Genomic DNA, 21,915 nt, shown 5'->3' on the forward strand with positions numbered 1-21,915 from the left:
TGATAAAGGAGAGTAAATATGTGTTTTATATGTGATAGAATTTAAAGAAAAGCTTAGACTAGAATTAGATAAATTAATACCTATATCATAAGTGAGGTGAAGTGATGAAAAAAGCTTTATTAACACTACTAATTATAATGACAATTATTATAACAACAGGATGTTACAATAATTGTAAAGAAAAGCCAGTGATATATTTATATCCAACAGAGGTTACAGATGTAGAAGTAAAATTAGATTTCCAAGGAGAGCTCACTTGTACATATCCAGATTATAATGATGTATGGAGTGTAACAGCAACACCAGAAGGAAAATTAACCAATATAGAAGAGGGTAGAGAATATTCATATTTGTATTGGGAAGGAAGTTCAAGGGAAAAATGGGACATGTCAGAAGGCTTTGTTGTAAAAGGTGAGGATACTAAGGAATTTCTACAAGAAAAATTAGAATACATGGGATTAACAGCGAAGGAATACAATGAGTTTATAGTATATTGGTTACCAAAGCTTCAAGAAAACAAATATAATTTAATATATTTTGCTGGGGAAGAATATAATGAAAATGCAAAACTTGAGATAACGCCAACACCAGACTCTATACTAAGGGTAATGATGGTGTATAAGCCACTTGATAAACCTATAGAAATAAAAGAGCAAAAGTTAGAAAAGTGGGAAAGAAAAGGCTTTGCTGTAGTTGAATGGGGTGGAACAGAGGTAAAATAGAAAATATAAGTATATAAATCATATAGAACACAACTTAAATAGAATGGATTACTAGTATTCTTAAAACATAATAAAAAGCATTATATAAATTTTTATAAACAGTAAATAGAATATAAAAAACCAGAAATTTAAGAAAAATTTCTGGTTTTTTAAAAGTAACAATAAAGACACTTAAGGGGTGGAAGAGATAGAGATAAAGGGGAGTGAGGTATGAAAAATAAATTGAATAATAAAGAAGAGAGAAAACAGTATATTAGGGAATTAAATGAGCCACCACATCTTACTATTTTAGAGGAAGTTGGAAATGCAGTAACTCACGGAGTTGGAGCAGCGTTAGCTTTAGTAGGATTTATATTACTTTTATTGAAATCTGATACTGGAATGAAGGTTATGGCATCATGTTTTTATGGAATTAGTTTATTTTTCCTAATGTTAATGAGTTGTTTATACCACGCATTTAAGAGTGGTTCTACAGTAAAACGATTGTGGAGAAGATTTGATTACTCTTCAATATATCTTTTAATAGGAGGCACTTTTGCTCCATTATATTTAGTATATTGGGGAAATACTTTAGGAATAGTACTTTTTTGTATTGACTGGGCATTAATTGTTGTTGGAATCACAATGTTAGGTGTATTTGGACCAGGAAGATTTAAATGGTTACATTTCTCATTATATTTCATTATCGGTTGGAGCGGTCTTATACTTATGCCAGATTTTTATAAAAATAATTTGCCATTGTTATGGATGATTTTCATTGGTGGGGTTATATATACTGTTGGTATGATACCTTTTTTAAAAGATAAAAAATATAATCATTTTATATGGCACTTTTTTGTTTTAGCAGGTGCTATATTACATTGGTTTGGCATTTATTTATTTGTTTTTTAGCAAGAGATTAATATTAGATAGAGACTTAAATGTGCAGAGATAGTTGAGAATTAAGTTATAAGATTCTATAGAATATACTTATGAAAGGGATGGAAATATGGAATGGATAGATAAAATGAATGCTGCTCTTGATTATATAGAAGATAATTTAGAGAATAAAATTGATTATGATGTTATTGCAATGAAAGCTTGTTGCTCATCTTATAATTTTCAAAGAATATTCTCTTTTATAGCCGATGTTTCGTTAGGGGAATATATAAGACGTAGGAGATTAACTAAAGCAGCTTTAGAACTTCAACAAGAAAATAGTAAAATTTTAGATATAGCGCTTAAGTATCATTATGATTCTCCAGTTTCATTTTCAAGAGCTTTTACTGCTTTGCATGGTATAAAACCAAGTGAAGCAAAGAAAGAAGGTGTTACTTTGAAATCTTATCCAAGAATCTCTTTCAAAATATCTATAAAAGGGGTAGAGGAAATGAACTATCGTATTGAAAAAGGAAAAGGATTTAAGTTAGTAGGGAAGAAAAAGAATGTTACTACAAAAAATGGAGAAAGCTTTATACAAATACCTAAGTTTTGGAACGAATCATGTGAGGATGGTACTTGTGATAAGCTAATGGAATTATGTGATGATAGTAATAAAATTATGTACGGAGTTTGCTATAATTTTGGAACAGATGAATTTGATTATATGATAGCAGTTAACAGTAATAAAAATGTTGAAGGAAAATATGAAGTGTTAGATGTACCAGAACTTACTTGGGTTAAGTTTGAATGTAGAGGTAAAATGCCAGAAGCGCAACAAAATGTATGGAAGAGAATATTTACAGAATGGCTTCCTAATTCAGGTTATGACCATGATGAAGGACCAGAAATAGAATGGTATTCTAATGGAGATATGAACAGTGACAATTATTTAAGTGAAATATGGATTCCAATTAAAAAATCTAGTAAATAATATAAATTAAGAAATTTAAAAGGCTGTTACAAAATTAACTTTTTAGTTAGGTTTTTGCAATGGCCTGAATTTTTTTGAATTGTAAATAGAAGTTTTGATATGGCTGGTAAATTTATAGTACCTTTTCGGTTTTAATCAGATATTTTATCGAATTGTAGATATGATATATTTGTGTATACATATAAAAATATGTATAATATATAAATAAGTTAAAATAGGAGGAAAATATGGAATTATTTATTTATAAAACCTATAATGATTGGTATAGGGATAAGCCCACGGAAATTATAGAAGGCGAGATTGTAAATTTGTACAATGGGCTTATAGCAATTGATACATTTATCGATGGGAAAAGCTATAGGCAGCTATTTTCTACGAAGAATAATTTTGCAATGCTATATAAACTTCCTTATGGATTTTTATCTTTTGCAAAAGAAATAAATATTTATGCTGAAGTCGACTCATGGAAAAAATCTAAACCGGAAATATCTTTTAAGGGAGAAATATGTGAAGATGAATGTAGTGAAGGAAGATGTGTGTTTATAGATGAAAATGGATATAAACATTATGTGTCGCTTGATAATATTTATGCAGTAACTTATGAAAGGCAATGACTATGAATTTAAAGAAAATAGATTTGAGAAAAATATACAGATTATGGAAGAGAAATTTAGGTGTATTTAGATGCTTTTTTAGAAGTACACCATTTGTCTCTTTAAAGACATATGATGATTTTACTCTTTATGAATATAAAAACGAAGTTAATGGCTGTTTGGTAAAAAAAGTATTAGAAGAGTATGAAGATGATTATTTTACTATAGTAGATTTAGAATTAGATGAGATAATTGATTTAGCATTGGAACTTAATAATAAAAATAATATTAAGCCAATTCTTAATGTTAATCTATTATTTAATACTTTTGGACTTATAGGAAGTAAGAAAAATATAAGTAAACTTATTAATTGTGGACTAAATTTAATAGATATAAAAAGCAATAGATATATTATGATGATTCCTTATGACAGGTATAAAGAGGACATTGATGTAACCAAAGTGTATGATAAATTAAATAATCAGTATGCAGTTGGTGAAGAAGATTTCCCAGATAGTGAATTTTTAAGTGAATTAGGTTATAAAGGTGTAAAAGTAATTACTAGAGATAGAGTTAAGGATGATTTAATGGAGTATATAAATTCTATTAATGAAAAAACTGAAGTTATTTTAGTGAGGGTGGATAAATAATGAATGAGTTTAAGGAAATATTAAAGGAAAACAAAAAAAGAGCTTTAGCATTGGCAGTAACTGTAGCTTTTTCAGTATCTGCACCTAGTATACTTGTTGGATGTGGATCTCAGAAACAAGAAGAGGACGAGGAGGATGATACAAATACTACTAGTTCTTCTGGAAGTAGCGGAAGTCATTGGTACAATTTTAGTGGAAGTGACTCTAATTCAAAAAGTAAAAGTAGCAACTCAAAGTCTTCAACTGGAAGCAAGTCTTCTGGATATTCAGGTGTTAAGGGTGGAAGTGCGTCAAGTTAAGAGTTCGGGTGGTAGATAATGTATGAAAAATCAAATTAAATATACAGAAGAAATCTTGTTTAATAATTATATGGTTAGTGCATTAGGAGAAGAATATGTACATTCACAGATTCCTTTTTTTATTGAAAAAAAGTTATGTGAAAATATGAAATATTATGCAGAAGAAGTTAATAGGATATCTTTAGAAGTATTAAATAATATAAATGGAAAACATAAAGATTTATTAAAGTATTTTGATGATTTTCCTTTAAAGAAAATGATTTTTAGTTTACGATGTTCTTTATCTCCAATGTATTGGACACGATATGATACATTCATTGATAAAGAAGATAATATTTATTTTTCAGAATTTAATTATGATAAACCATGTGGACAGAAGGAAATAAATATTGCAGAAAAGTGTGATTTTAAAGGAAATCTAAATAAAGGATTCATAGAAAGACTAATAAAATTTCTTTTAGATATAAGTGAAGAATTTTGTGATAGTAGTGAAAAGATGAATGTTGGATTTTTAATTGATCCATGTCATTATGAAGAGTTGCACCACAGTTATTTTTTTAAAGAAATTTTTAAAGAAAGTAAAATAAATATTATTCCAGTTGGAAACAATAATTTATCTGTGAAAGATGGATATGTATATGGATTTTCAAAGGAAAAAATTCAAATTATTTTGAGATTATTTCCAACAGAGTTTTTTCATGAAATTAATAATATTGAAGAAATTTTAGATTCTTTTAATAATAGAAAAGTTCTTATTTTAAATGATCCTAGGATAATCGCAATTCAATCAAAGGGTTTTTTTGCTTATCTTTGGGATTTAATTAAGAAAGATTCTAATACACTAAATGAGCATGATAAGGATATAATAAGAAGATGTATTCCATATACTGAAATTTTAGATAAAGAAAATGCTAAAGAAGTATTACAAAATAAAGATAGATATGTAATTAAATCATCTCTTGGACGATATAGTGAGGAAGTTTATATAGGAAAATCTTATGAAGAAGATGAATGGAAAGAACAAATTAGATATATATTAGAATCAAAGAAAATTCATATAGTTCAGGATCTTATTAATATAAGGCAAGAATATACTTATGGACCGGATTATAAAAATAGAAATACTCCTATACTAGCTTACGGAAATTTTGGTGTTTATATTATGGATAGGAAAGTGGAAGGCTATCTTGTAAGATGGAGCAGAGAGCTCTTAACAGATGATAATTATACATGGATGTCACCACTTGGAAAAGATGAATATCCTCTAAAAATAGAAAGAAGTAATATTATCAATGAAGAAAAAAGACAGGAAATATATGAGGAGTTAAACGAAGAACTTTCTTTTAAATATGACTTTACAGGAGCATATACTAATAGTAATGAGTATATTTCATTAGATAAGATGATAATAAAAAGAAGTTTATTTAATGAAATAGAGAATGTAGGTTCAAAATTTTGTGAAATATTAAAGAAAATATATCCTCATATCCAAAGCAATTTAGAGCTTTTTGGACCTATACTTGGTATACCAGAAAGTTTGTACAATGTAGTAACAAAGTCTTCTATTTCAAAGCTATGTGCTCTTGGAAGGATTGATTTTGTAGTTGATAATTTTGGTAACTTAAAGATATTAGAATTTAATTCAGAAACACCAGCAGGGATTGTAGAATCTATAGGTATAAATTCTATATTGAAAACAAGGTTTGATGTACCATATGATAATCCAAATGAAAATTTAAGAGAGAGTATCAAAAGTACTCTTAAAAATATTATAGAAGAAATCAAGAAAAATAAAAGTGTAAAAAATATTGCAGTGGTTACTTCTTGGTATTATGAAGATATTTATAATACCAAAATAATAAGTGATATTATAAAAGAATGTGGAGATTTTCATGTGATATTTGGGAATATATATGATATGAAGGTAAAAGATAAAAAGATCTACCTATATGGTCAAGAGATAGATGCTATTTATAGATACTATCCCTTAGATTGGTTTTATTATGAGGAAGAAATGAGAAAGTTAATAGAACCTTTGAGTGTTGAGGAATATCTAATAAATCCAGGACATACTATTATTACTCAATCTAAGGCTTTATTTGCAGTTTTATATGAGATTGTTGGTAGAGAAGTATTGAACAATGATGAAGAGGCATTTATAAAGAAATATATACCATATACATCATTAGAAAAAGATGCAATACTTTCTAATGATTATTTAGCCAAGCCTTATTTATCTAGGGAAGGTGAAGGAATAGTAAGTAATTTTGAAACTATTGATAATGACAAAGACTATATATTTCAGGATAGAGTTAATATAAAACCTCTTAGAATGAATGTATATTCGAGTATAAGAAAAGAAGAAAAATTTCAGTTTCCGATAATAGGAGCTTACATAGCTGGTGATAAGGTAGCTGGCATATATACAAGGATAGGAGAATTTATCACAGATGTAACTGCTAAGTATATATCTTCATATATAGAATAAATATTAATAGTTGAGAAGATTTAAAGAGTGTTTTCTTTTTATAATGCTTTAGACACCAATTTTTATAGAATTGGTGTTTTGCTTTATGTTCTGATACTTAAGCAACTCATAGTTGCTAATTTGTTACAATTAATTGATAGAGCTAAAATTATATAACTGGTATACTAAAAATTGAGGTGATTAAAAGTGAGTTTTCTAAAAAGAAGCTTTGAGTTTAGTGGAGAAAGAAAATCCATATAGAGGTCCTATTATTTATCAGAATGGACAGTATAAATATCATTGTATGATAAATGGTGAATTTAAGTGGTTTCAAGGATATGAAGAAATATATTTTGATAATATTAAAGTTTATGAATGTTATTTTCATGGTGGATTAATTAAATAAAAATAACTATATATAGCTATTATAAAGTAAGAAAAGCAATTGATTTATATGGTATAATTTAAAAAGATTACCAATTTAACGTTTTATTAAGGTATTCCACATAATTAATAATACAAGGAGGAAACTTACTTATGAAAATAGCTTATAAAGTAGGAAAATACATAGTGTTAATATTAGTATTTATTTTTGCTGTAAGTTGTATATATTTATATTATACTATGCCTATTCAAATACGTGAAATTGAGGAGTATAAATCAAAAGGGAAAGTTGATTTAGATAAAAAATTGACAAGAGGCGAAATAAAAGAAGATGTTAATATTTTAATTAGCAATATTGAAAAAACTCATCCAATCTTTTTAGAAGGTGAAAGTAGTAAATACAAAGTTGCTAAGGAAAATTTAATGAAGATATGTAACAGTGAAATGACTACAGAAAAGCTTCAAATTGAAGTAAGTAAATATCTTTCATCAATAGAAGATGGACATACTAGACTTTGGTGGAATGAGAACAGTGTTTTAGATATAAAGTGGGTGTATTTAGAAGGAAAGCTTATATTATTAGATGAGAATGAAAAGTTAACGGATAAAGAAGTAGTAAAAATAAATGATATAAGTATTAATGATCTAGTTGAAGGGATTAAAGAGATATTTCCGGCAGAAAACTATGTAGCTGAGAATATGAATATAACTATAAATTTAAAAAATCAATCCATTTTAAAAAGTTTAGGAATTCAAGATGAAAATCAAGTAAAATTAACAATAAAAAATAAAGAAGAATTTAGTGATGTTTTTATAAAATATGTTAATAATGACGGTGTTGGAAGTTATGAGATAAGTGATAGGAAAATTGATGATAATACATTTTACATTAGATTAGGAGCTTGTATCGTAGACAATAGTTCAGATGCTATAGTGAAAGATTTAAAGAAGGCAATAAAAGAAGGTGCATCAAATGTAATAATTGATGTAAGAGATAATGCTGGTGGTAATTCTATGGTTTGTGATAATTTATTAGAGGCTATGGATATGGAATATGGTTCTTTTGGAGGAACAACAAGATTTTCACCGCTAGCGCAAAAGAGGCGTGGCTATTTAAGAAGTAGAGGAAGTATAAATTATACAAGTAATAATCATTATAAGAAAAATGAAAACATAAATTTGTATGTAATTAATAATGGTGCTACTTTTAGTTCTGCAGAAATGTTAGTTACATTGGTAAGAGATGGAGGTTTAGGGACAATAGTTGGCTCTGCTAGTAGTAATAGGTCTTCACATTATGGAGACGTCATAAATTTTCAATTGCCAAATTCTAATATAGAATGTCAGGTTTCGCATAAGAAATTTATTAGACCTGATACTAGTAAAGAGAATGAGTTAGTATTAGAGCCTGATATAGAAGTAAGTTTTGATGACGATCCAGTAGAAAAAACATTACAGATTATAAAAAATCTTAAATAAAATCGTCATTTAAGTAACAAAGAATATTAAGATTAAAATGAAATAAAAATACGTCACGTACAATATTATAAGGAGAACAAAATGAAGAATATTAAAATAGTAGAATTAACTGAAGAAGATTTTTATGGGGCATATGAAGTTTTTAAGGTTACTGTTCCTTATGAAAAAGTAATAGTTTAGAATATTTAAGCTTTCAAGGTATAGACTAAATAGTAATAAATTAATTACAAAAGATAAAAGGAGATATCATGAAAGATAAAGATATTATTATAACAAAGTGTGTTGAATTAGAAAATACATATTCAAATCTTCCAGAAAAATTATACTCTAGGCAAAAGCCAAGTGATAGTCCTTCACCTAAGTTAGTAATATTTAATGATTCTTTAGCTGATGATTTGGGGTTAAATAAAGACTTCTTAAAAAGTAAAGAAGGAGTAGATTTTCTATCAGGAAATAAGATTTTAGAAGACTCTACACCTATTTCAGAAAGTTATGCTGGTCATCAATTTGGTCATTTTACTATGCTAGGAGATGGTAGAGCAGTACTACTTGGTGAATATATAAGTAAAAATGGAAATAGATATGATATACAACTAAAAGGTTCAGGAGTAACAAAGTATTCTCGTGGTGGAGATGGAAAAGCAGCATTAGGACCAATGCTTAGGGAATATATTATAAGTGAAGGAATGAATGCTTTGGGTATACCCACTACAAGAAGTTTAGCGGTAGTTACTACAGGGGAAAAGGTAATTAGAGAAAAAATATTAGACGGTGCAATACTAACTAGAGTTGCCAGTAGTCATATTCGTGTAGGGACTTTTCAATACGCAGCAAATTGGGGAAGTGTAGAAGAGCTGAGAACCTTAGCAGACTATACTTTAAATAGGCATTATAAAAAAGAAGATTATGAAGGTAATCCGTATATATATCTTCTTAATGAAGTGGTAGATAAACAAGCTAGTCTTATATCAAAATGGCAACTTGTAGGATTTGTACATGGTGTTATGAATACTGATAATATGACTATTAGTGGTGAGACTATAGATTATGGACCTTGTGCCTTTATGGATATTTATGATCCGGAAACAGTATTTAGTTCTATTGATACCTATGGTAGATATGCTTATGGTAATCAACCTAATATTGCAATGTGGAACTTAGCAAGATTTGCAGAATCATTATTACCATTGTTGGATGAAGATGAAAAGAAAGCTATTAAATTAGCGGAAAAATCTATTTCAAATTTTGGTAACTTATATAAGAAATATTGGTACCAAGGAATGAGAAAGAAGCTTGGTATTTTTAATGAAGAAGAAAAAGATAAGGATTTAATTGATGATTTATTAGCAATAATGTATAAATCTAAAGCTGATTATACTAATACATTTCGTAGTTTAACACTTAGTAAATTAGAAGGAATGGACATATTTAAGATGGAAGAATTTAAAAGTTGGAATAATTTATGGAAAGAAAGGTTATCAAGACAAGAGGAAGATGAAGAAGCTTCAAAGAGACTTATGGAAGAAAATAATCCTATAGTGATACCTCGTAACCATAGAGTTGAAGAAGCTTTGGAAGCTGCCACAGAAAATAATGACTTCACTGTAATGAAATCTTTATTAGATGCTATTACTAGACCTTATGATTATTCAAATATAAATGAGTATTATTCGATGTTGCCGAAGTCAAATGGCTGTAAGTATAGAACTTATTGTGGAACATAGAATATGTAGTATAAAAAACCAGCGAAGTATTGTAAATTCGCTGGTTTTTATTATTATTTATTAATCAATTTTGGTAACTTCCCAGTTTTCGCATATATATGATCCTTTTCCAAAGGAGTAGTTTTCGCTATACTTACTATCCCAGTTACCATAACCATCAGTAAAGCAACCTATTAATTCTGAGCTATCATCTAGTTCTATAGTGATTTCTTTATAACCTGGCTTAGTAGTAGAATCCTTCATTAACTCTCCTGGAGCAGTAGTCCACTCACCATTTCCTTTTTTATAATGGAAGTATACATTGGTCCAATTTGAAGAATTTTTATAATATATTACAGCTATATTATCACTTTCTACAGTATATTGAGTTTCGCTAGTTACAGTAGAATTTGTTGCAGTATCGGTTACTTCAACACCTAATGTATAGATACCAGATTTAGTAGGTATCCATGATGTATTGTTCTCTGAAGAATTTTCAGCAATGAAAGTTTTAGTATTGTTATGGATTACGTAGAATGAGTAGTGTTTATCGCTAGCAGTATATCCGCCACCACTAATATTTGCTGTAAGTGAAACAGGACTATTAACTTTATTAGATCCTTGTACTGTAAAATCATCTATTTTCATTCTATCATATACATTATATGTACAGTAACTTGTAGCAACATTACCGTCTTCATCCATTACATCTACAACCATTGTATAAGGAAATACTTCATTTGGTTCAAAATATAAAGAAGTATCTTCTGAATAGTCTTGAATCAAGTGATAAATACCTCTGTTATTGTATCCGAATCTATATTTATATGAACCATAACCGCCAGTAGCATTTACATAAAAACTAACTTTACCATTAGTATAGCCCCAAGGTTGATCTTTAGAAAAATCATAAAAAGAAACTGTTTTAAAGTCTTTTATTTCTAATGGTTCATATGTTGCGCTATTCACAGTAATATTAGTTTCTTTAGTTACATGTTCCCCGGTTAGAGTATCAGTTATTTCTACCCCTATTATATAATCACCAGCAGTAGTTGGAGTCCAGTTAAATTCGTGCTTTGTCCTATCTGAAGAATTATCTGATAGTATAGTTTTTGTGTTACCTAAAATAGTGTATACGGTATATTTACGTCCCCAATTTTCACCATAACTTCCACCAGATGTAGTAGCAGTAATAGTGAGAGGTTTATGAGCTACTTTTTCTCCTTCAACTGATAGATCTTCCATAGTTAGATGATCAAATGAGTTGTAGATATAGTTACTTGTAGTAACATTTCCTTCTTCATCCATTACATCAACAATCATTGTATAAGGAAATACCCTAGTGGGGTAGAAATATGGTGAAGAGTTTTCAGAGTAATCTTGAATCATATAATATGTACCAAGAATATTGTATCCAAATCTATATTTATACTTACCATATCCGCCAGATGTATTAACAGAAAAACCTACAGAATCATAAATGTATCCCCATGACTTGTCTTCCGATGGATTATAGTAATTAACAGTTTTAAATTCATTTATCTTTAAAGGAACTGTAAATGATGTTATTTTACCATCATTTAAAATATAAGAACCACTATTAAATATATAATTTTTTGAGTTATTATTATCCCAATTTCCACTACCATCATTAAAACATGCTTCTACAGAGATTTCATCACCTAAGTCTATAGTAAATTCACTATATCCATTTAACGTGTTTGAAGGATTCATTGCTACTCCTGGAACAGTAGTCCATTGGTTATTTTCTATGGAATAATGAATATTAGGATTTATGTATTTATTATAATAAATAGTTACTGATTTTCCACCAATTGTTGTTTTGGATGACTTATTTGATTTATTGCCATTATTGTCGACAGCTATTACTTCATATTTTTTTATAGAACCATCATTGCTATATTTATCGATATATGATAATTCGTTAGTTGTTCCTAATAAAGAATCATTACAATAAACTTCATATATTGAAGTGTTATCACTTTTAGGTGCTGTCCATTGTAATTTAATATTTGAATTATCTACTTTTGTAGCATATAAGTTTGTTGGTGCAGAAGTTTTGTTGAATTCAACTTTTAGTGTGGTTCCACTGCCATCTAATTTTATAGAAGAAGTAATATTAGAATTGTAGATTTTACCTGAAAAGTCATCTAGAATTTTAAAGTCTTCTACTATAACGGGATTATTGTTATTGGAACAGTCTTGAATATCAATAGACCAGTCATTTTTATATAAATCTTCTTCTGTTACTCCATCTATTAACTTTGATAAGTCAAAAACAAAAGTACAATCGCTAGCTGAAGTAGTTCCATCAAAAGAATAAGATCCACCGACACGATTTAATGGATATGGTGTATATGTATATTCAGTACCAGTTTCTTTATTTTTTGCTTTTATTGTAGCTTGGATATCACTTCTTTTTGCTGTATTTAATTTAACTTTTGCAAATAAATTGGATTTTTCAGAAAAAGGTTTTGTTGTTATCCAATATGCACCATTTATATCTTTTGTTAGTTGGTGACGATTATTATCTGATAATGGGTTATTTGGAACTTCAGTATATCTGTTTAGCATATCATAAGCTACCCAAACAAAACCATCATTTCCCCAATTAGATCCCCAAGAGTTTGCAATTTTAAGGGCACCTTTTTCACCTTGATCAACTTTATTATTACCATTAATATCTACCCAAATGTTATCATCGTAACCTACTATAGTTAGGGCATGTCCACCAGAATAGGTATTGTCACAATAGATTCCAATTAGTTCACCGACATGGTCATCATCTGAGCTATCATCTTCAATATCATCTATATAAGAAAAATTCCATGAGTACCAGTAGGTTGAAAAAGTTAAAATCTCTCCATTTGCTAATTTAGTTTTTAAAGGTTGTAAATCTTCATCATCGGGACCACTAATATGATTAGATAATGGTACATATCCCATTTCATCAATTGTATATTTTTGAGCATCTTTCCAAGTTGCTTCATCAGTACACCATTGGCGATAATTACGTGGATCAGACTTTGAACCTATATATGGAAAGTCTTTCATAGAAGCGACTCCAACACTTTTGATTGCTGCAAAGTTACTTGAAATCCAGCTTCCGTTATCGTCTCCGCCATTAATAAGATTATATGTCCATTTTGGAGAACAGACATTAGCGGAATCTTTTCCATTTCTATTTTCAGTTTTGTTTACAGTATAAGTCATTTGATAATATGTACTAGCAAAACTAGTGCATGATCCAATACGATCTTGATTACCTATTTCAGGGAACCACATTTCCTCACTGTTATCTACTGATTGCGGTAATGTTGTAGTATCAAAATCATTTGATTTAAAAAGTGAAGAATTCGGTGATTCTTCAGCTAATCTTTCACGACCTAAATCGTTTAAATTTTCAGTAGTAGTTTTTTCATAATTTTCTTCAATACGTTTTTCTTCTTCTTTTGTGAGATCAGTAGCACCAAAGCTTCCATGATCTAAGCAGATTTTGTTTGAATTGTTTTTAGAATTTTCAATAGAAATGTTAGTTTTTTCAGCAGCTTTTACTTGAATATCTGTAGAAAAAAGTGAAAAAACCATTGCAGTTGTTACAAAAATTGATAATACTCTTTTTTTCATTTAAACCCCTCCTTAGTAATAAATTTTATCATAAAAGAAGAAAATAATGTAAATAAAGTGAAAAAACTAGATAATATTACAAAAGAATACGTATACAATTTAATATAATTATAAATAGTGCATTGAAAAATGCATAGAATCATATGAAAAATAAATTAAGAGAAGCGGTGTAATATGAAAAGAATTTATGTAATAGTGAAAATTACGTAATTAAATATATTGATATAAAGTTGAAATAAAAATTAATTAGTATCATATACAAGAAAATTAAAAAGTGATATATTAAGAAATATATAAGGAGGGAAGTATTTTATGGGTAGAGATTTTTTGTTTGCATAGTAGAGGCTATAGCAAACACTAAGAAGTAAATAGTTATAGCCTTTGCTATTCCTAAAATATTAATTTATTTAGGAGGGCAAAATGAGCTATAAAAAAGCAGAAGATATTTTACCAATAGAGGTAATAGAATTGATTCAAAAATATATTGATGGACAGTGTATTTATATACCTAAAAAGGATGAGAATAAATTATCATGGGGAAGTAATACCTCTACAAAGGAAACGTTAAAGATAAGAAATAAAAATATTTATAAAGATTATTTAGCAGGGATGAAAATAAAAGCAATAGCTGAAAAATATTTCTTATCAATGAAAAGCATAGAAAGAATAGTGTTACAAGAAAAAAGAGCTGTATTAGAAAGGAATTAATACAACAATTAAAGAGATAGGGATCAAAAATAGAAATGATCCCTATTTTTTTATTACGAAATTAGTGTACTTAAATTGTTAACAATTATTTTCATGAAAATAATTGACTGAAATTTGTAAATATAATAAAATTAATTTAGTTGATAAAGTCAACTAAATTAATTTTATGAGGTGATAAATTGAAAGATCCTAATTGGGTTAATATGATAAAGAATATGCAAGAAATAAGATTTTTTAGCAGAAATCTAATTCTTCGTAATAAAAAAGAATATGAAATACCTGCTCAACACCTTGACTTACTATCTCAACTTGCAATAAGTAAAAGGAAAATGACGCCAATGGAATTAAGTGATTATATGGGTCTAGATAAAGCTATTATTAGTAGAGTAATTGAGAAATTAAATAAAAGTGGCTATTTAGTAAAAGAAAAAGATGAGATTGATAAGAGAAGATATTACGTTTCTATAACTGATGCAGGAAAGAAAAAAATTGAAGATATATATAAGTATTATTTAAGTCCTATATATCAATTATATAGAAATCTGGGAGATAAAGATTTTGAAAATCTTATGAAATATATTGAAAAAGCTAATACATATTATCATAAAGATAAAGAAACAAAAGAGTAAAACTTCATATTGGAAGGTGGGAAAGATATGTCATTTTATCAAATGATGCAATTAGGTCCGGCAGTTTTAAAGCCAAAGATAAAAGAAAGCGAAGATAGTAAAGAAAAAAGAAAATATATTGCTGCACTTATATTAAAATCTGTTTTATGTTTGATATTTTGCATTAGTTTTGTATCTATCTTTTCGGCAATTTTTGGAGAAGATAATAGTATAGTTGGTGTGGTATCTGTTATATTATTATTAACATTTAGATTTTCTAATTTAGATTTTAATGTAAAAGAAACTGTTTTTGCTATTTTGGGAATATATGCGATTTATGCTATCTGTCCATATTTAGCATCTATAAGCAATCCGTATTTGGCGTTAATGATTAACTTTATTTCAATTCTGATTTTGATTATTATATCTTGTCATAATATTCAATTATCAAATCAATCTACTATAGTATTATCATATTTATTACTATATGGATATAAAGTTAATAGTAAAGAGGTCTATATAAATCGTATTTTTGCCTTAATTTTAGGAGGTCTAATTGTAGCTTCTATATTCTATTTTAAACAGAGAAAAAAGAAATTTGAAAATAGGTTTTTAGATATTTTAAAAGATATAGATATAAGAGATCCTAGAACAAGATGGCAAATAAAAATTAGTATAATAATTTCCACAGGTATTTTAATTGGTGAATTACTTCATTTAGAAAGAACGATGTGGATAGGTTTTGCTTGTATGTCCATTATGCAACCACAAAAAGATAAAGTTATAGGTAGAATGATAGAGAGACCAATTTTTTCAATATTAGGATGTGTAGTATTTACTGTTATTTACTTTGCTATTCCAAAGGAGTCTGTTGCTGTCATTGGAATGTTAGGTGGTATTATGGTTGGATTTTCAGCAACATATAGATGGCAAGTGGTGTTTAATACATTTGGAGCGCTATCTGCTGCAGTAACTATATTTGGTTTGAGTAATGCAATATTATTACGTATTATTGCTAATATTTTGGGGGCTCTTTATATTTGGTTTATTACAAATGGATATGGATTAATTAAAAACATATTTGAGAAATTCTTAGTTATTGATCCAAATGACACTTTATAATTATATTTGAAAATTACTGTAGTAAAGTTAGTTTTACTACAGCTTTTTTATTTTATATGCCTTATTTTTGTTTATAAAAAGAATATGAGGTATATATTGTAATATAGTAATGATAAAATTAATCTTAGATAAGGAAAAGGAGGTTTAGATTATGAAAGAAATCACTATTAATGCATAGCGAAGGTTATTGCATTAAATAAATATTATAATGAAATGGCCTTTGCTAAATCCATAAAAAATAAATAATATGGAGATGCAAAATGAGCTGTTTTAATAGATATAGATGGGAGCTGGTACCGAATAATTTGCCAGTAGTAAAAAGAAGTTGTCCTAAATGTAAATGTAAGACTTCATTTATAAATACAGAAAAGTTTAGAGTAAATGCAAATAAGAATAATATTGATGTATGGCTTATATACCAATGTGAGAAATGTAAGTCTACATGGAATATGGCTATTTATGAAAGAGTAAATCCTAGAGAAATAGATAAGGAAGAGTATAAAAGTTTTCTTTCTAATGATAAAGACCTAGTTAAAATGTATAGTTTTGATATAGGGATATATAGAAAAAATAAAGCTGAAGTAATATTAGAGAATATTTCATATAAGGTTAATAAATATATTATAGAAGAAGGTTTTATTAATGCAGATTCAATAATAACTATTACTACTAAATTTCCATTAGAAATAAGGATGGACAAGTTTCTTAGTGATAATTTGAATTTATCTAGAAGTAAGGTTAAATTTATGATAGATAATGGATATATAAATAGCAACAGTAGTAATAAGCTAATGAAGGTTAAAATAGTCAATTCTATTGAGTTGTATGTGAAGAATTTATAGAAAATAAATAATAGAGTAGGAGCTGTTACAATAGCTTCTATTTTTTTATTTACGTCACGTACATTTATGAAAATTAAGTTACACAGACAAAAGCGGAAGAAAGTGAAGTTAATAGATATAATATTAAAAAGAATAATGATATAATATTTCTGAAAAACTTTGATAGTACTAATTAGGAAATTAAACATTAAGGAATTATAGGAGAAAATAAATGAATTTTATCGCAATAGATTTTGAAACAGCAAATGAAAAAAGAAATAGTCCATGTTCTATAGGTATTATAGTTGTAAAGAACGGAAATGTCGTTGAAAAAATACATCATTTAATAAGACCAAAGGAAATGAGGTTTATGCCAATAAATATTGGTATACATGGTATAAGACCTGCTATGGTTGAAAATGAATTAGAATTCGATAAAGTGTGGGATAAAGTTAAGCATCACTTTAATAATAACTTAGTAGTAGCTCACAATGCTTCTTTTGATATTTCTGTACTTAGAAATACATTAGATCTATATGGAATAGAAGCTCCGGAGTTCAATTATATTTGTACAATGAAGCTTGCTAGAAACTTCTATAGAGATCTTGATAATGCAAAATTAAATACAGTAAATAACTTTTTAGGATATGAATTTAAGCACCATGATGCTTTAGATGATGCACTGGCTTGTAGCAATATATTATTAAATATTAGTAATGAATTAGAGATAAAAGATATTAATGAAATATCAAGATTACTAGGTGTTACGATAGGTACTGTTAATAATTCAGGATATACGCCTTCTTCTACTAAGGGAAGAGTTTATAGAACTTCTTGCAGAGAAGAAGTGAGAAGTTGCAGAAATATTCTAGATAACTTTAAGCCAGGGGCTTTTGAAAATGAGGTAGTTGTTTTTACTGGTAAATTATCAAGTATGGATAGATCTGATGCAATGATTTTAGTAAGAAGGTTAGGAGGGACAGTAGGAACTTCTGTAACTAAAAAAACTACTATTCTTGTTACAAATATAAAGGATATAGAAAATTTAAGAAGAAATGAAATGAGTAATAAGCTTAGAAAAGCTGTTGATCTTAAAGAAAAGGGACAAAGTATTAAAATAATTGACGAGTTAGAATTTTTAAATTATTAATTATCAAAACAATGATTTTCTATGATAGGGAAATTGTTGTTTAATTTTATTATAAATCATATAGAAAATAGCTTAAAACTTAATCTGAATCATAAAAAAAATGCAGTTCAAAATAAAATATTAATAATTTTTTGTAAAAAATAATAAAATTATGTAAAAATATGATATAATACTATTATGGGAACTTTTTAGTTTATTATTATAAATAGTATAAGGGGAACTGTAGATATGAGTAAAAAAGAAATTTTAGAACAATTATTAGCAAATGTTAGTACTGAAAGAATTGAAGAATTGATGATATTTTCAAGTAATAAAGTAGAAGATATAAAAATCGAAATTACAGAAGGTGTATTATATGGCACCCTAGATACACAACAAATATTAAGTAGTACCTTAAAACAAGAGTATGAGGCATTTAATGATATTTATAGATGCTTATTATCTATTAAAAGGTTAGGGTTACCAGAATAGATTTTTATATAACAAAGGTCATAAGAAAAGGAGTCTGAAGCACAAGGTTAATCTATTGTGCAACAGCTCTTTTTTCATCTAATTTTATAATAGGTGTTTCATTATTAAGAGAATTTAGAAAATATATAGATAAGGAAGTCATAAATTAATATAATAACACTTAAATATAATAGATAGAGATATAAATTCAAGAGCCATTGCAAAAGAAATTTTTATTTAATATTGCGGTGGCTCTATTTATATTATGAATATCATAGGGTATATTTTTGATTTAAAATAGCTTTTAGCAATGAGTAGAAAAAAGAAAACTTTCAATATAAAATAATAGTAGGGTTGCTGACTATAATTATAATTACAGAGGATGCTATTCATATGGATAACAGTAATTAATAACACAGTAAATGAAATTGTAAATATCATACAGTATTTCGATCAACGTATATAAGACGAATAATATATCGAAAGAAAAAGCGGATATAGGAAAGTTATTAAGAAAGCTATGTGAATATAAAGGAGTAGAAATAATAGAAGCAAATGCATGTAAAGATAATGTAGATATGCTAGTAAGTATATAACCTAAACTTGGTATATCTCAATTTATGAGATATTTTATAGGTATTAAATTCGGAATATGAATTTTAGAATTGGCAGTATTAGTCTGATGGATATTATGAATTATAGTTGGATTAAATGAGAAACAATTGCAAATCACATAAGAGAATAAGAGAAGTAAAATTCAATGATGTTTAAGATAACAACAAAACATAGTGGAAATGAATGCAATAATTTACTTGTTGTATATATTATTCTTATACAGTAAATAGAGAAAGATATTAACATATTTATACATTGCTTAGTTTAATACTAAAAATATCAGGATAGATTGATAGGAGTTTAAAATGCTTTGTGATGGTAAAAGTATACTATATAAACTAAATAGTATATATAGTAGAGCTTCTAGTGGGTAACTACATAATGGATATGGGCAAGAAATAAATCTTTATCTAACAAGGTAAATTATTATAGTTTATAAAATAATTCATAACAAAAATTATGGACCGATAATAAGAAAAATGATATAATTACAAAGACGTGAAATAACAAGAGGTGTAAAAATGAGTAAAATTGCAATTTCTTTTTTTGCAGGAGCTGGTGGATTAGATATTGGAATACATGAAGCAGGCTTTGATGTAAAATTAAGTGTAGAATTAGAAGAAAAATACTGCAAAACACTAAAACAAAATAATCCTACATTTAATGTAGTAAATGGAGATATTATGGATTATTCTAAAGAAAAAATTTATCAAGATGCTAAGTTAAAAGATACTGATGAGATAGATTTAATTTTTGGTGGAAGTCCATGTCAAAGTTTTAGTACAGCGGGAAAGAGGAAAGCTTTTTCGGATGAAAGAGGAAAAGCAATGTTAAAATTTATCGATTTAATCGAAGAAGTTCAACCTAAGGCGTTTTTACTAGAAAACGTAAAAGGGTTACTTTCTGCACCATTAAAGCATAGACCTTTAAATGAGAGAGGTAAAGAGTTTCCACCACTACATGAAGACGAAGAGAAGGGAAGCGCACTAAAATATTTACTAAGTCAAGTTAGGGATTATGATGTAAAATATAAAGTGGTAAATTCAGCCGAGTATGGTATTCCGCAAAAAAGAGAAAGAGTGATTTTTGTAGGAATACGTAAAGATCTAAATAAAACATATATATTTCCAGAAGTAACTCATGGAAATGGTACTGGAAATCCATTTAATACAGTAGGTGATGTAATAAAAAATTTAGGAAATATAAAGCACAATTATGTAAAGTATTCAGAAGAACGATTAAAATATATGAAATTAATACCTTTGGGTGGAGGTAATTGGAGAGATTTAGATGAATCTATAATAGAAAAAGCTATGGGAGGAGCATATAAATCTGGTGGTGGTAAAACCGGGTATTTTAGAAGAATAAAAGCTGATGAACCTAGTCCTACACTATTAACCTCTCCTATACAAAAGAGTACAAATATAGGTCATCCATATGAAGATAGGCCATTAAGTATAGAAGAATACTTAGCAATACAAGGATTTCCTAGTGATTATAAGATAAATGGGAGTATAAGTGATCAATATACTCAAATAGGAAATGCAGTTCCTGTAAAATTAGCTGAAATATTAGGACGTAAATTAATAGAAATATTATATAAGTAGAAGGGATAATCTTCTACTTATTATCTTAATTGGGTAATTTTAATGTATAATATAATTATATTTAGCAATGGGGATGGGAGAAATATATGAATATTGAAACAAAAAGCAAGATTGAGGAACATTTAAGAGAAGTAATGAATCGAATTATTGAAAAGAGAACAATTTATGAACCATTTAATGAAGATGAAATAAAAAGAAAAAATCCATTCGGATATAGATTAGTACCAATAGAAGTATGGAAAGGCTCTAAGTTTGAACGTTCATTTGTAACTTCTTTAGGACAAGGTATTTTTGAGCAGATAGCTAGAATTATAGCTGAAGGATCTGGTGCTATTGCTATAAACCAATATCAAAAAATAATAAGATTAAACTCTTGGCAATTAGAGAGAATAGATAATATATTAGAAAATCAAAGAAAGAAAAATTTAAAAACTAAATCTAAAAATAGTATAAAATTAAAGACAATAAGTGAAGAGTTAGAGTTTCTAAGAAAATTAGATACTGATAGATATCAAGATGTAAATGTACTATTTGACTTATATATAAAACGTAAAGATGGAACAGAAGAATATTATTCATTAAAAACTGTAAAACCTAATTTAGATCAGACGGAAGCTGCAAAAAAAGACATATTAAGGTTAATGACATCTGAGAAAAATGCACAAGCATATTTTGCTCTACCTTACAATCCAGCAGGAGAAGACAAGTCTTATAAGTCTATTCATTCTATACCTTATAAACTATTTGATATGGATTGTGATAATAATGTATTAATTGGAGAAAATTTATGGAATAAAATTGGTATGGATGATAATACGTATAGTGAATTACTAGATATATTCGATAAAGTTGGTGAAGAATGCAAAGATAAAATTAGAAAAAATTATTTAGGAATATAAAAGTTAGATAAACAATCTTGCATGATTTATTTTAAATGTTTCGTCACATAATATTTCACTACTCAATGTTATATTATAACCTTTATGTGAAAATATAGACATAGAAGGGAGAGGAAATACAAGAAACTATTAAAATAT

The 21,915-nt window shown here is 27.6% G+C and carries 18 protein-coding genes and 2 pseudogenes; 19 read left to right on the forward strand and 1 reads right to left on the reverse strand.

The annotated features are described in order from the left end of the window. The first annotated feature begins 104 nt into the window (after window positions 1-104). From CM240_RS18050 to CM240_RS14450, 10 genes and pseudogenes are all read left to right on the forward strand, one after another. Complete coding sequence (locus tag CM240_RS18050) at window positions 105-722, forward strand: hypothetical protein (RefSeq protein WP_044040204.1); 618 nt, start codon at window positions 105-107, stop codon at window positions 720-722. A 210-nt stretch (window positions 723-932) separates the two neighbouring features. After that, the gene (trhA, locus tag CM240_RS14415) at window positions 933-1,613 is read left to right on the forward strand and encodes a PAQR family membrane homeostasis protein TrhA (protein ID WP_044040205.1); all 681 of its coding nucleotides are present in this window, start codon (window positions 933-935) and stop codon (window positions 1,611-1,613) included. Window positions 1,614-1,710: 97 nt separating this feature from the next. Next, window positions 1,711-2,574 (forward strand): AraC family transcriptional regulator, encoded by an 864-nt coding sequence (locus CM240_RS14420; protein WP_044040206.1) that lies wholly within the window; start codon window positions 1,711-1,713, stop codon window positions 2,572-2,574. 227 nt (window positions 2,575-2,801) lie between these two features. After that, window positions 2,802-3,188 carry a hypothetical protein gene (locus tag CM240_RS14425; protein ID WP_044040207.1) on the forward strand — a complete coding sequence of 129 codons (387 nt, stop codon included), beginning with the start codon at window positions 2,802-2,804 and terminating at the stop codon, window positions 3,186-3,188. 2 nt (window positions 3,189-3,190) lie between these two features. Next, entirely contained in the window at window positions 3,191-3,817 is a 627-nt protein-coding gene (locus CM240_RS14430; protein ID WP_044040714.1) for a hypothetical protein, read from the forward strand. Continuing rightward, window positions 3,817-4,116: a hypothetical protein gene (locus CM240_RS14435; protein ID WP_044040208.1), complete on the forward strand. Its 300-nt coding sequence runs from the start codon at window positions 3,817-3,819 to the stop codon at window positions 4,114-4,116. The genes CM240_RS14430 and CM240_RS14435 overlap by 1 nt, the downstream gene beginning before the upstream one ends. 22 nt (window positions 4,117-4,138) lie before the next feature. Beyond that, window positions 4,139-6,604 (forward strand): glutathionylspermidine synthase family protein, encoded by a 2,466-nt coding sequence (locus CM240_RS14440; protein ID WP_044040209.1) that lies wholly within the window; start codon window positions 4,139-4,141, stop codon window positions 6,602-6,604. 199 nt (window positions 6,605-6,803) lie between these two features. Further along, a pseudogene (locus tag CM240_RS17295) lies at window positions 6,804-6,989 on the forward strand (DUF5680 domain-containing protein); the annotation flags it as partial. 131 nt (window positions 6,990-7,120) lie between these two features. Then, complete coding sequence (locus CM240_RS14445) at window positions 7,121-8,446, forward strand: S41 family peptidase (protein ID WP_044040210.1); 1,326 nt, start codon at window positions 7,121-7,123, stop codon at window positions 8,444-8,446. Window positions 8,447-8,694: 248 nt separating this feature from the next. Next, entirely contained in the window at window positions 8,695-10,170 is a 1,476-nt protein-coding gene (locus CM240_RS14450; protein WP_044040211.1) for a protein adenylyltransferase SelO, read from the forward strand. 60 nt (window positions 10,171-10,230) lie between these two features. Here the strand turns inward: CM240_RS14450 and CM240_RS14455 are convergent, their stop codons facing one another. Then, window positions 10,231-13,797 (reverse strand): carbohydrate binding domain-containing protein, encoded by a 3,567-nt coding sequence (locus CM240_RS14455; RefSeq protein WP_044040212.1) that lies wholly within the window; start codon window positions 13,795-13,797, stop codon window positions 10,231-10,233. Window positions 13,798-14,217: 420 nt separating this feature from the next. Here CM240_RS14455 and CM240_RS14460 point away from each other — a divergent pair, with 420 nt between their 5' ends. From CM240_RS14460 to CM240_RS14495, 9 genes and pseudogenes are all read left to right on the forward strand, one after another. Beyond that, window positions 14,218-14,505 carry a CD3324 family protein gene (locus tag CM240_RS14460; protein ID WP_044040213.1) on the forward strand — a complete coding sequence of 96 codons (288 nt, stop codon included), beginning with the start codon at window positions 14,218-14,220 and terminating at the stop codon, window positions 14,503-14,505. Between the two features lie 179 nt (window positions 14,506-14,684). Then, window positions 14,685-15,134 (forward strand): MarR family winged helix-turn-helix transcriptional regulator, encoded by a 450-nt coding sequence (locus CM240_RS14465; protein ID WP_044040214.1) that lies wholly within the window; start codon window positions 14,685-14,687, stop codon window positions 15,132-15,134. Between the two features lie 27 nt (window positions 15,135-15,161). Further along, entirely contained in the window at window positions 15,162-16,235 is a 1,074-nt protein-coding gene (locus CM240_RS14470; RefSeq protein ID WP_051483880.1) for an FUSC family protein, read from the forward strand. Between the two features lie 260 nt (window positions 16,236-16,495). After that, on the forward strand, window positions 16,496-17,077 hold the full coding sequence (locus CM240_RS14475) for a DUF1062 domain-containing protein (RefSeq protein ID WP_044040215.1): 582 nt from the start codon (window positions 16,496-16,498) through the stop codon (window positions 17,075-17,077). A gap of 211 nt (window positions 17,078-17,288) precedes the next feature. Beyond that, the gene (locus CM240_RS14480; RefSeq protein ID WP_044040216.1) at window positions 17,289-18,206 is read left to right on the forward strand and encodes an exonuclease domain-containing protein; all 918 of its coding nucleotides are present in this window, start codon (window positions 17,289-17,291) and stop codon (window positions 18,204-18,206) included. A gap of 228 nt (window positions 18,207-18,434) precedes the next feature. Beyond that, window positions 18,435-18,677 (forward strand): hypothetical protein, encoded by a 243-nt coding sequence (locus CM240_RS14485; protein WP_044040217.1) that lies wholly within the window; start codon window positions 18,435-18,437, stop codon window positions 18,675-18,677. A 405-nt stretch (window positions 18,678-19,082) separates the two neighbouring features. Further along, window positions 19,083-19,249, forward strand: a pseudogene (locus CM240_RS18055) (transposase); the annotation flags it as partial. Between the two features lie 543 nt (window positions 19,250-19,792). Further along, window positions 19,793-20,878 (forward strand): DNA cytosine methyltransferase, encoded by a 1,086-nt coding sequence (locus CM240_RS14490; RefSeq protein ID WP_044040218.1) that lies wholly within the window; start codon window positions 19,793-19,795, stop codon window positions 20,876-20,878. An 86-nt stretch (window positions 20,879-20,964) separates the two neighbouring features. Continuing rightward, a complete protein-coding gene (locus CM240_RS14495) occupies window positions 20,965-21,777 on the forward strand; it encodes a TdeIII family type II restriction endonuclease (RefSeq protein ID WP_044040219.1) in 813 nt (270 codons plus the stop codon). The last annotated feature ends 138 nt before the right edge of the window (window positions 21,778-21,915 follow it).

Origin of the sequence: Clostridium bornimense, assembly GCF_000577895.1 — a bacterium.
Lineage (GTDB): Bacteria > Bacillota > Clostridia > Clostridiales > Clostridiaceae > Clostridium_AN > Clostridium_AN bornimense.

What these genes read in the sequence shown, in the direction of transcription:
- CM240_RS14430 (WP_044040714.1), top strand. Translation starts at nt 3,191, where the DNA reads ATGAATTTAAAGAAAATAGATTTGAGAAAAATATACAGATTATGGAAG.
- CM240_RS14440 (WP_044040209.1), top strand. Translation starts at nt 4,139, where the DNA reads ATGAAAAATCAAATTAAATATACAGAAGAAATCTTGTTTAATAATTAT.
- CM240_RS14450 (WP_044040211.1), top strand. Translation starts at nt 8,695, where the DNA reads ATGAAAGATAAAGATATTATTATAACAAAGTGTGTTGAATTAGAAAAT.
- CM240_RS14420 (WP_044040206.1), top strand. Translation starts at nt 1,711, where the DNA reads ATGGAATGGATAGATAAAATGAATGCTGCTCTTGATTATATAGAAGAT.
- CM240_RS14470 (WP_051483880.1), top strand. Translation starts at nt 15,162, where the DNA reads ATGTCATTTTATCAAATGATGCAATTAGGTCCGGCAGTTTTAAAGCCA.
- CM240_RS14490 (WP_044040218.1), top strand. Translation starts at nt 19,793, where the DNA reads ATGAGTAAAATTGCAATTTCTTTTTTTGCAGGAGCTGGTGGATTAGAT.
- CM240_RS14485 (WP_044040217.1), top strand. Translation starts at nt 18,435, where the DNA reads ATGAGTAAAAAAGAAATTTTAGAACAATTATTAGCAAATGTTAGTACT.
- CM240_RS14475 (WP_044040215.1), top strand. Translation starts at nt 16,496, where the DNA reads ATGAGCTGTTTTAATAGATATAGATGGGAGCTGGTACCGAATAATTTG.
- trhA (WP_044040205.1), top strand. Translation starts at nt 933, where the DNA reads ATGAAAAATAAATTGAATAATAAAGAAGAGAGAAAACAGTATATTAGG.
- CM240_RS14445 (WP_044040210.1), top strand. Translation starts at nt 7,121, where the DNA reads ATGAAAATAGCTTATAAAGTAGGAAAATACATAGTGTTAATATTAGTA.
- CM240_RS18050 (WP_044040204.1), top strand. Translation starts at nt 105, where the DNA reads ATGAAAAAAGCTTTATTAACACTACTAATTATAATGACAATTATTATA.
- CM240_RS14495 (WP_044040219.1), top strand. Translation starts at nt 20,965, where the DNA reads ATGAATATTGAAACAAAAAGCAAGATTGAGGAACATTTAAGAGAAGTA.
- CM240_RS14455 (WP_044040212.1), bottom strand. Translation starts at nt 13,797, where the DNA reads ATGAAAAAAAGAGTATTATCAATTTTTGTAACAACTGCAATGGTTTTT.
- CM240_RS14435 (WP_044040208.1), top strand. Translation starts at nt 3,817, where the DNA reads ATGAATGAGTTTAAGGAAATATTAAAGGAAAACAAAAAAAGAGCTTTA.
- CM240_RS14460 (WP_044040213.1), top strand. Translation starts at nt 14,218, where the DNA reads ATGAGCTATAAAAAAGCAGAAGATATTTTACCAATAGAGGTAATAGAA.
- CM240_RS14425 (WP_044040207.1), top strand. Translation starts at nt 2,802, where the DNA reads ATGGAATTATTTATTTATAAAACCTATAATGATTGGTATAGGGATAAG.
- CM240_RS14480 (WP_044040216.1), top strand. Translation starts at nt 17,289, where the DNA reads ATGAATTTTATCGCAATAGATTTTGAAACAGCAAATGAAAAAAGAAAT.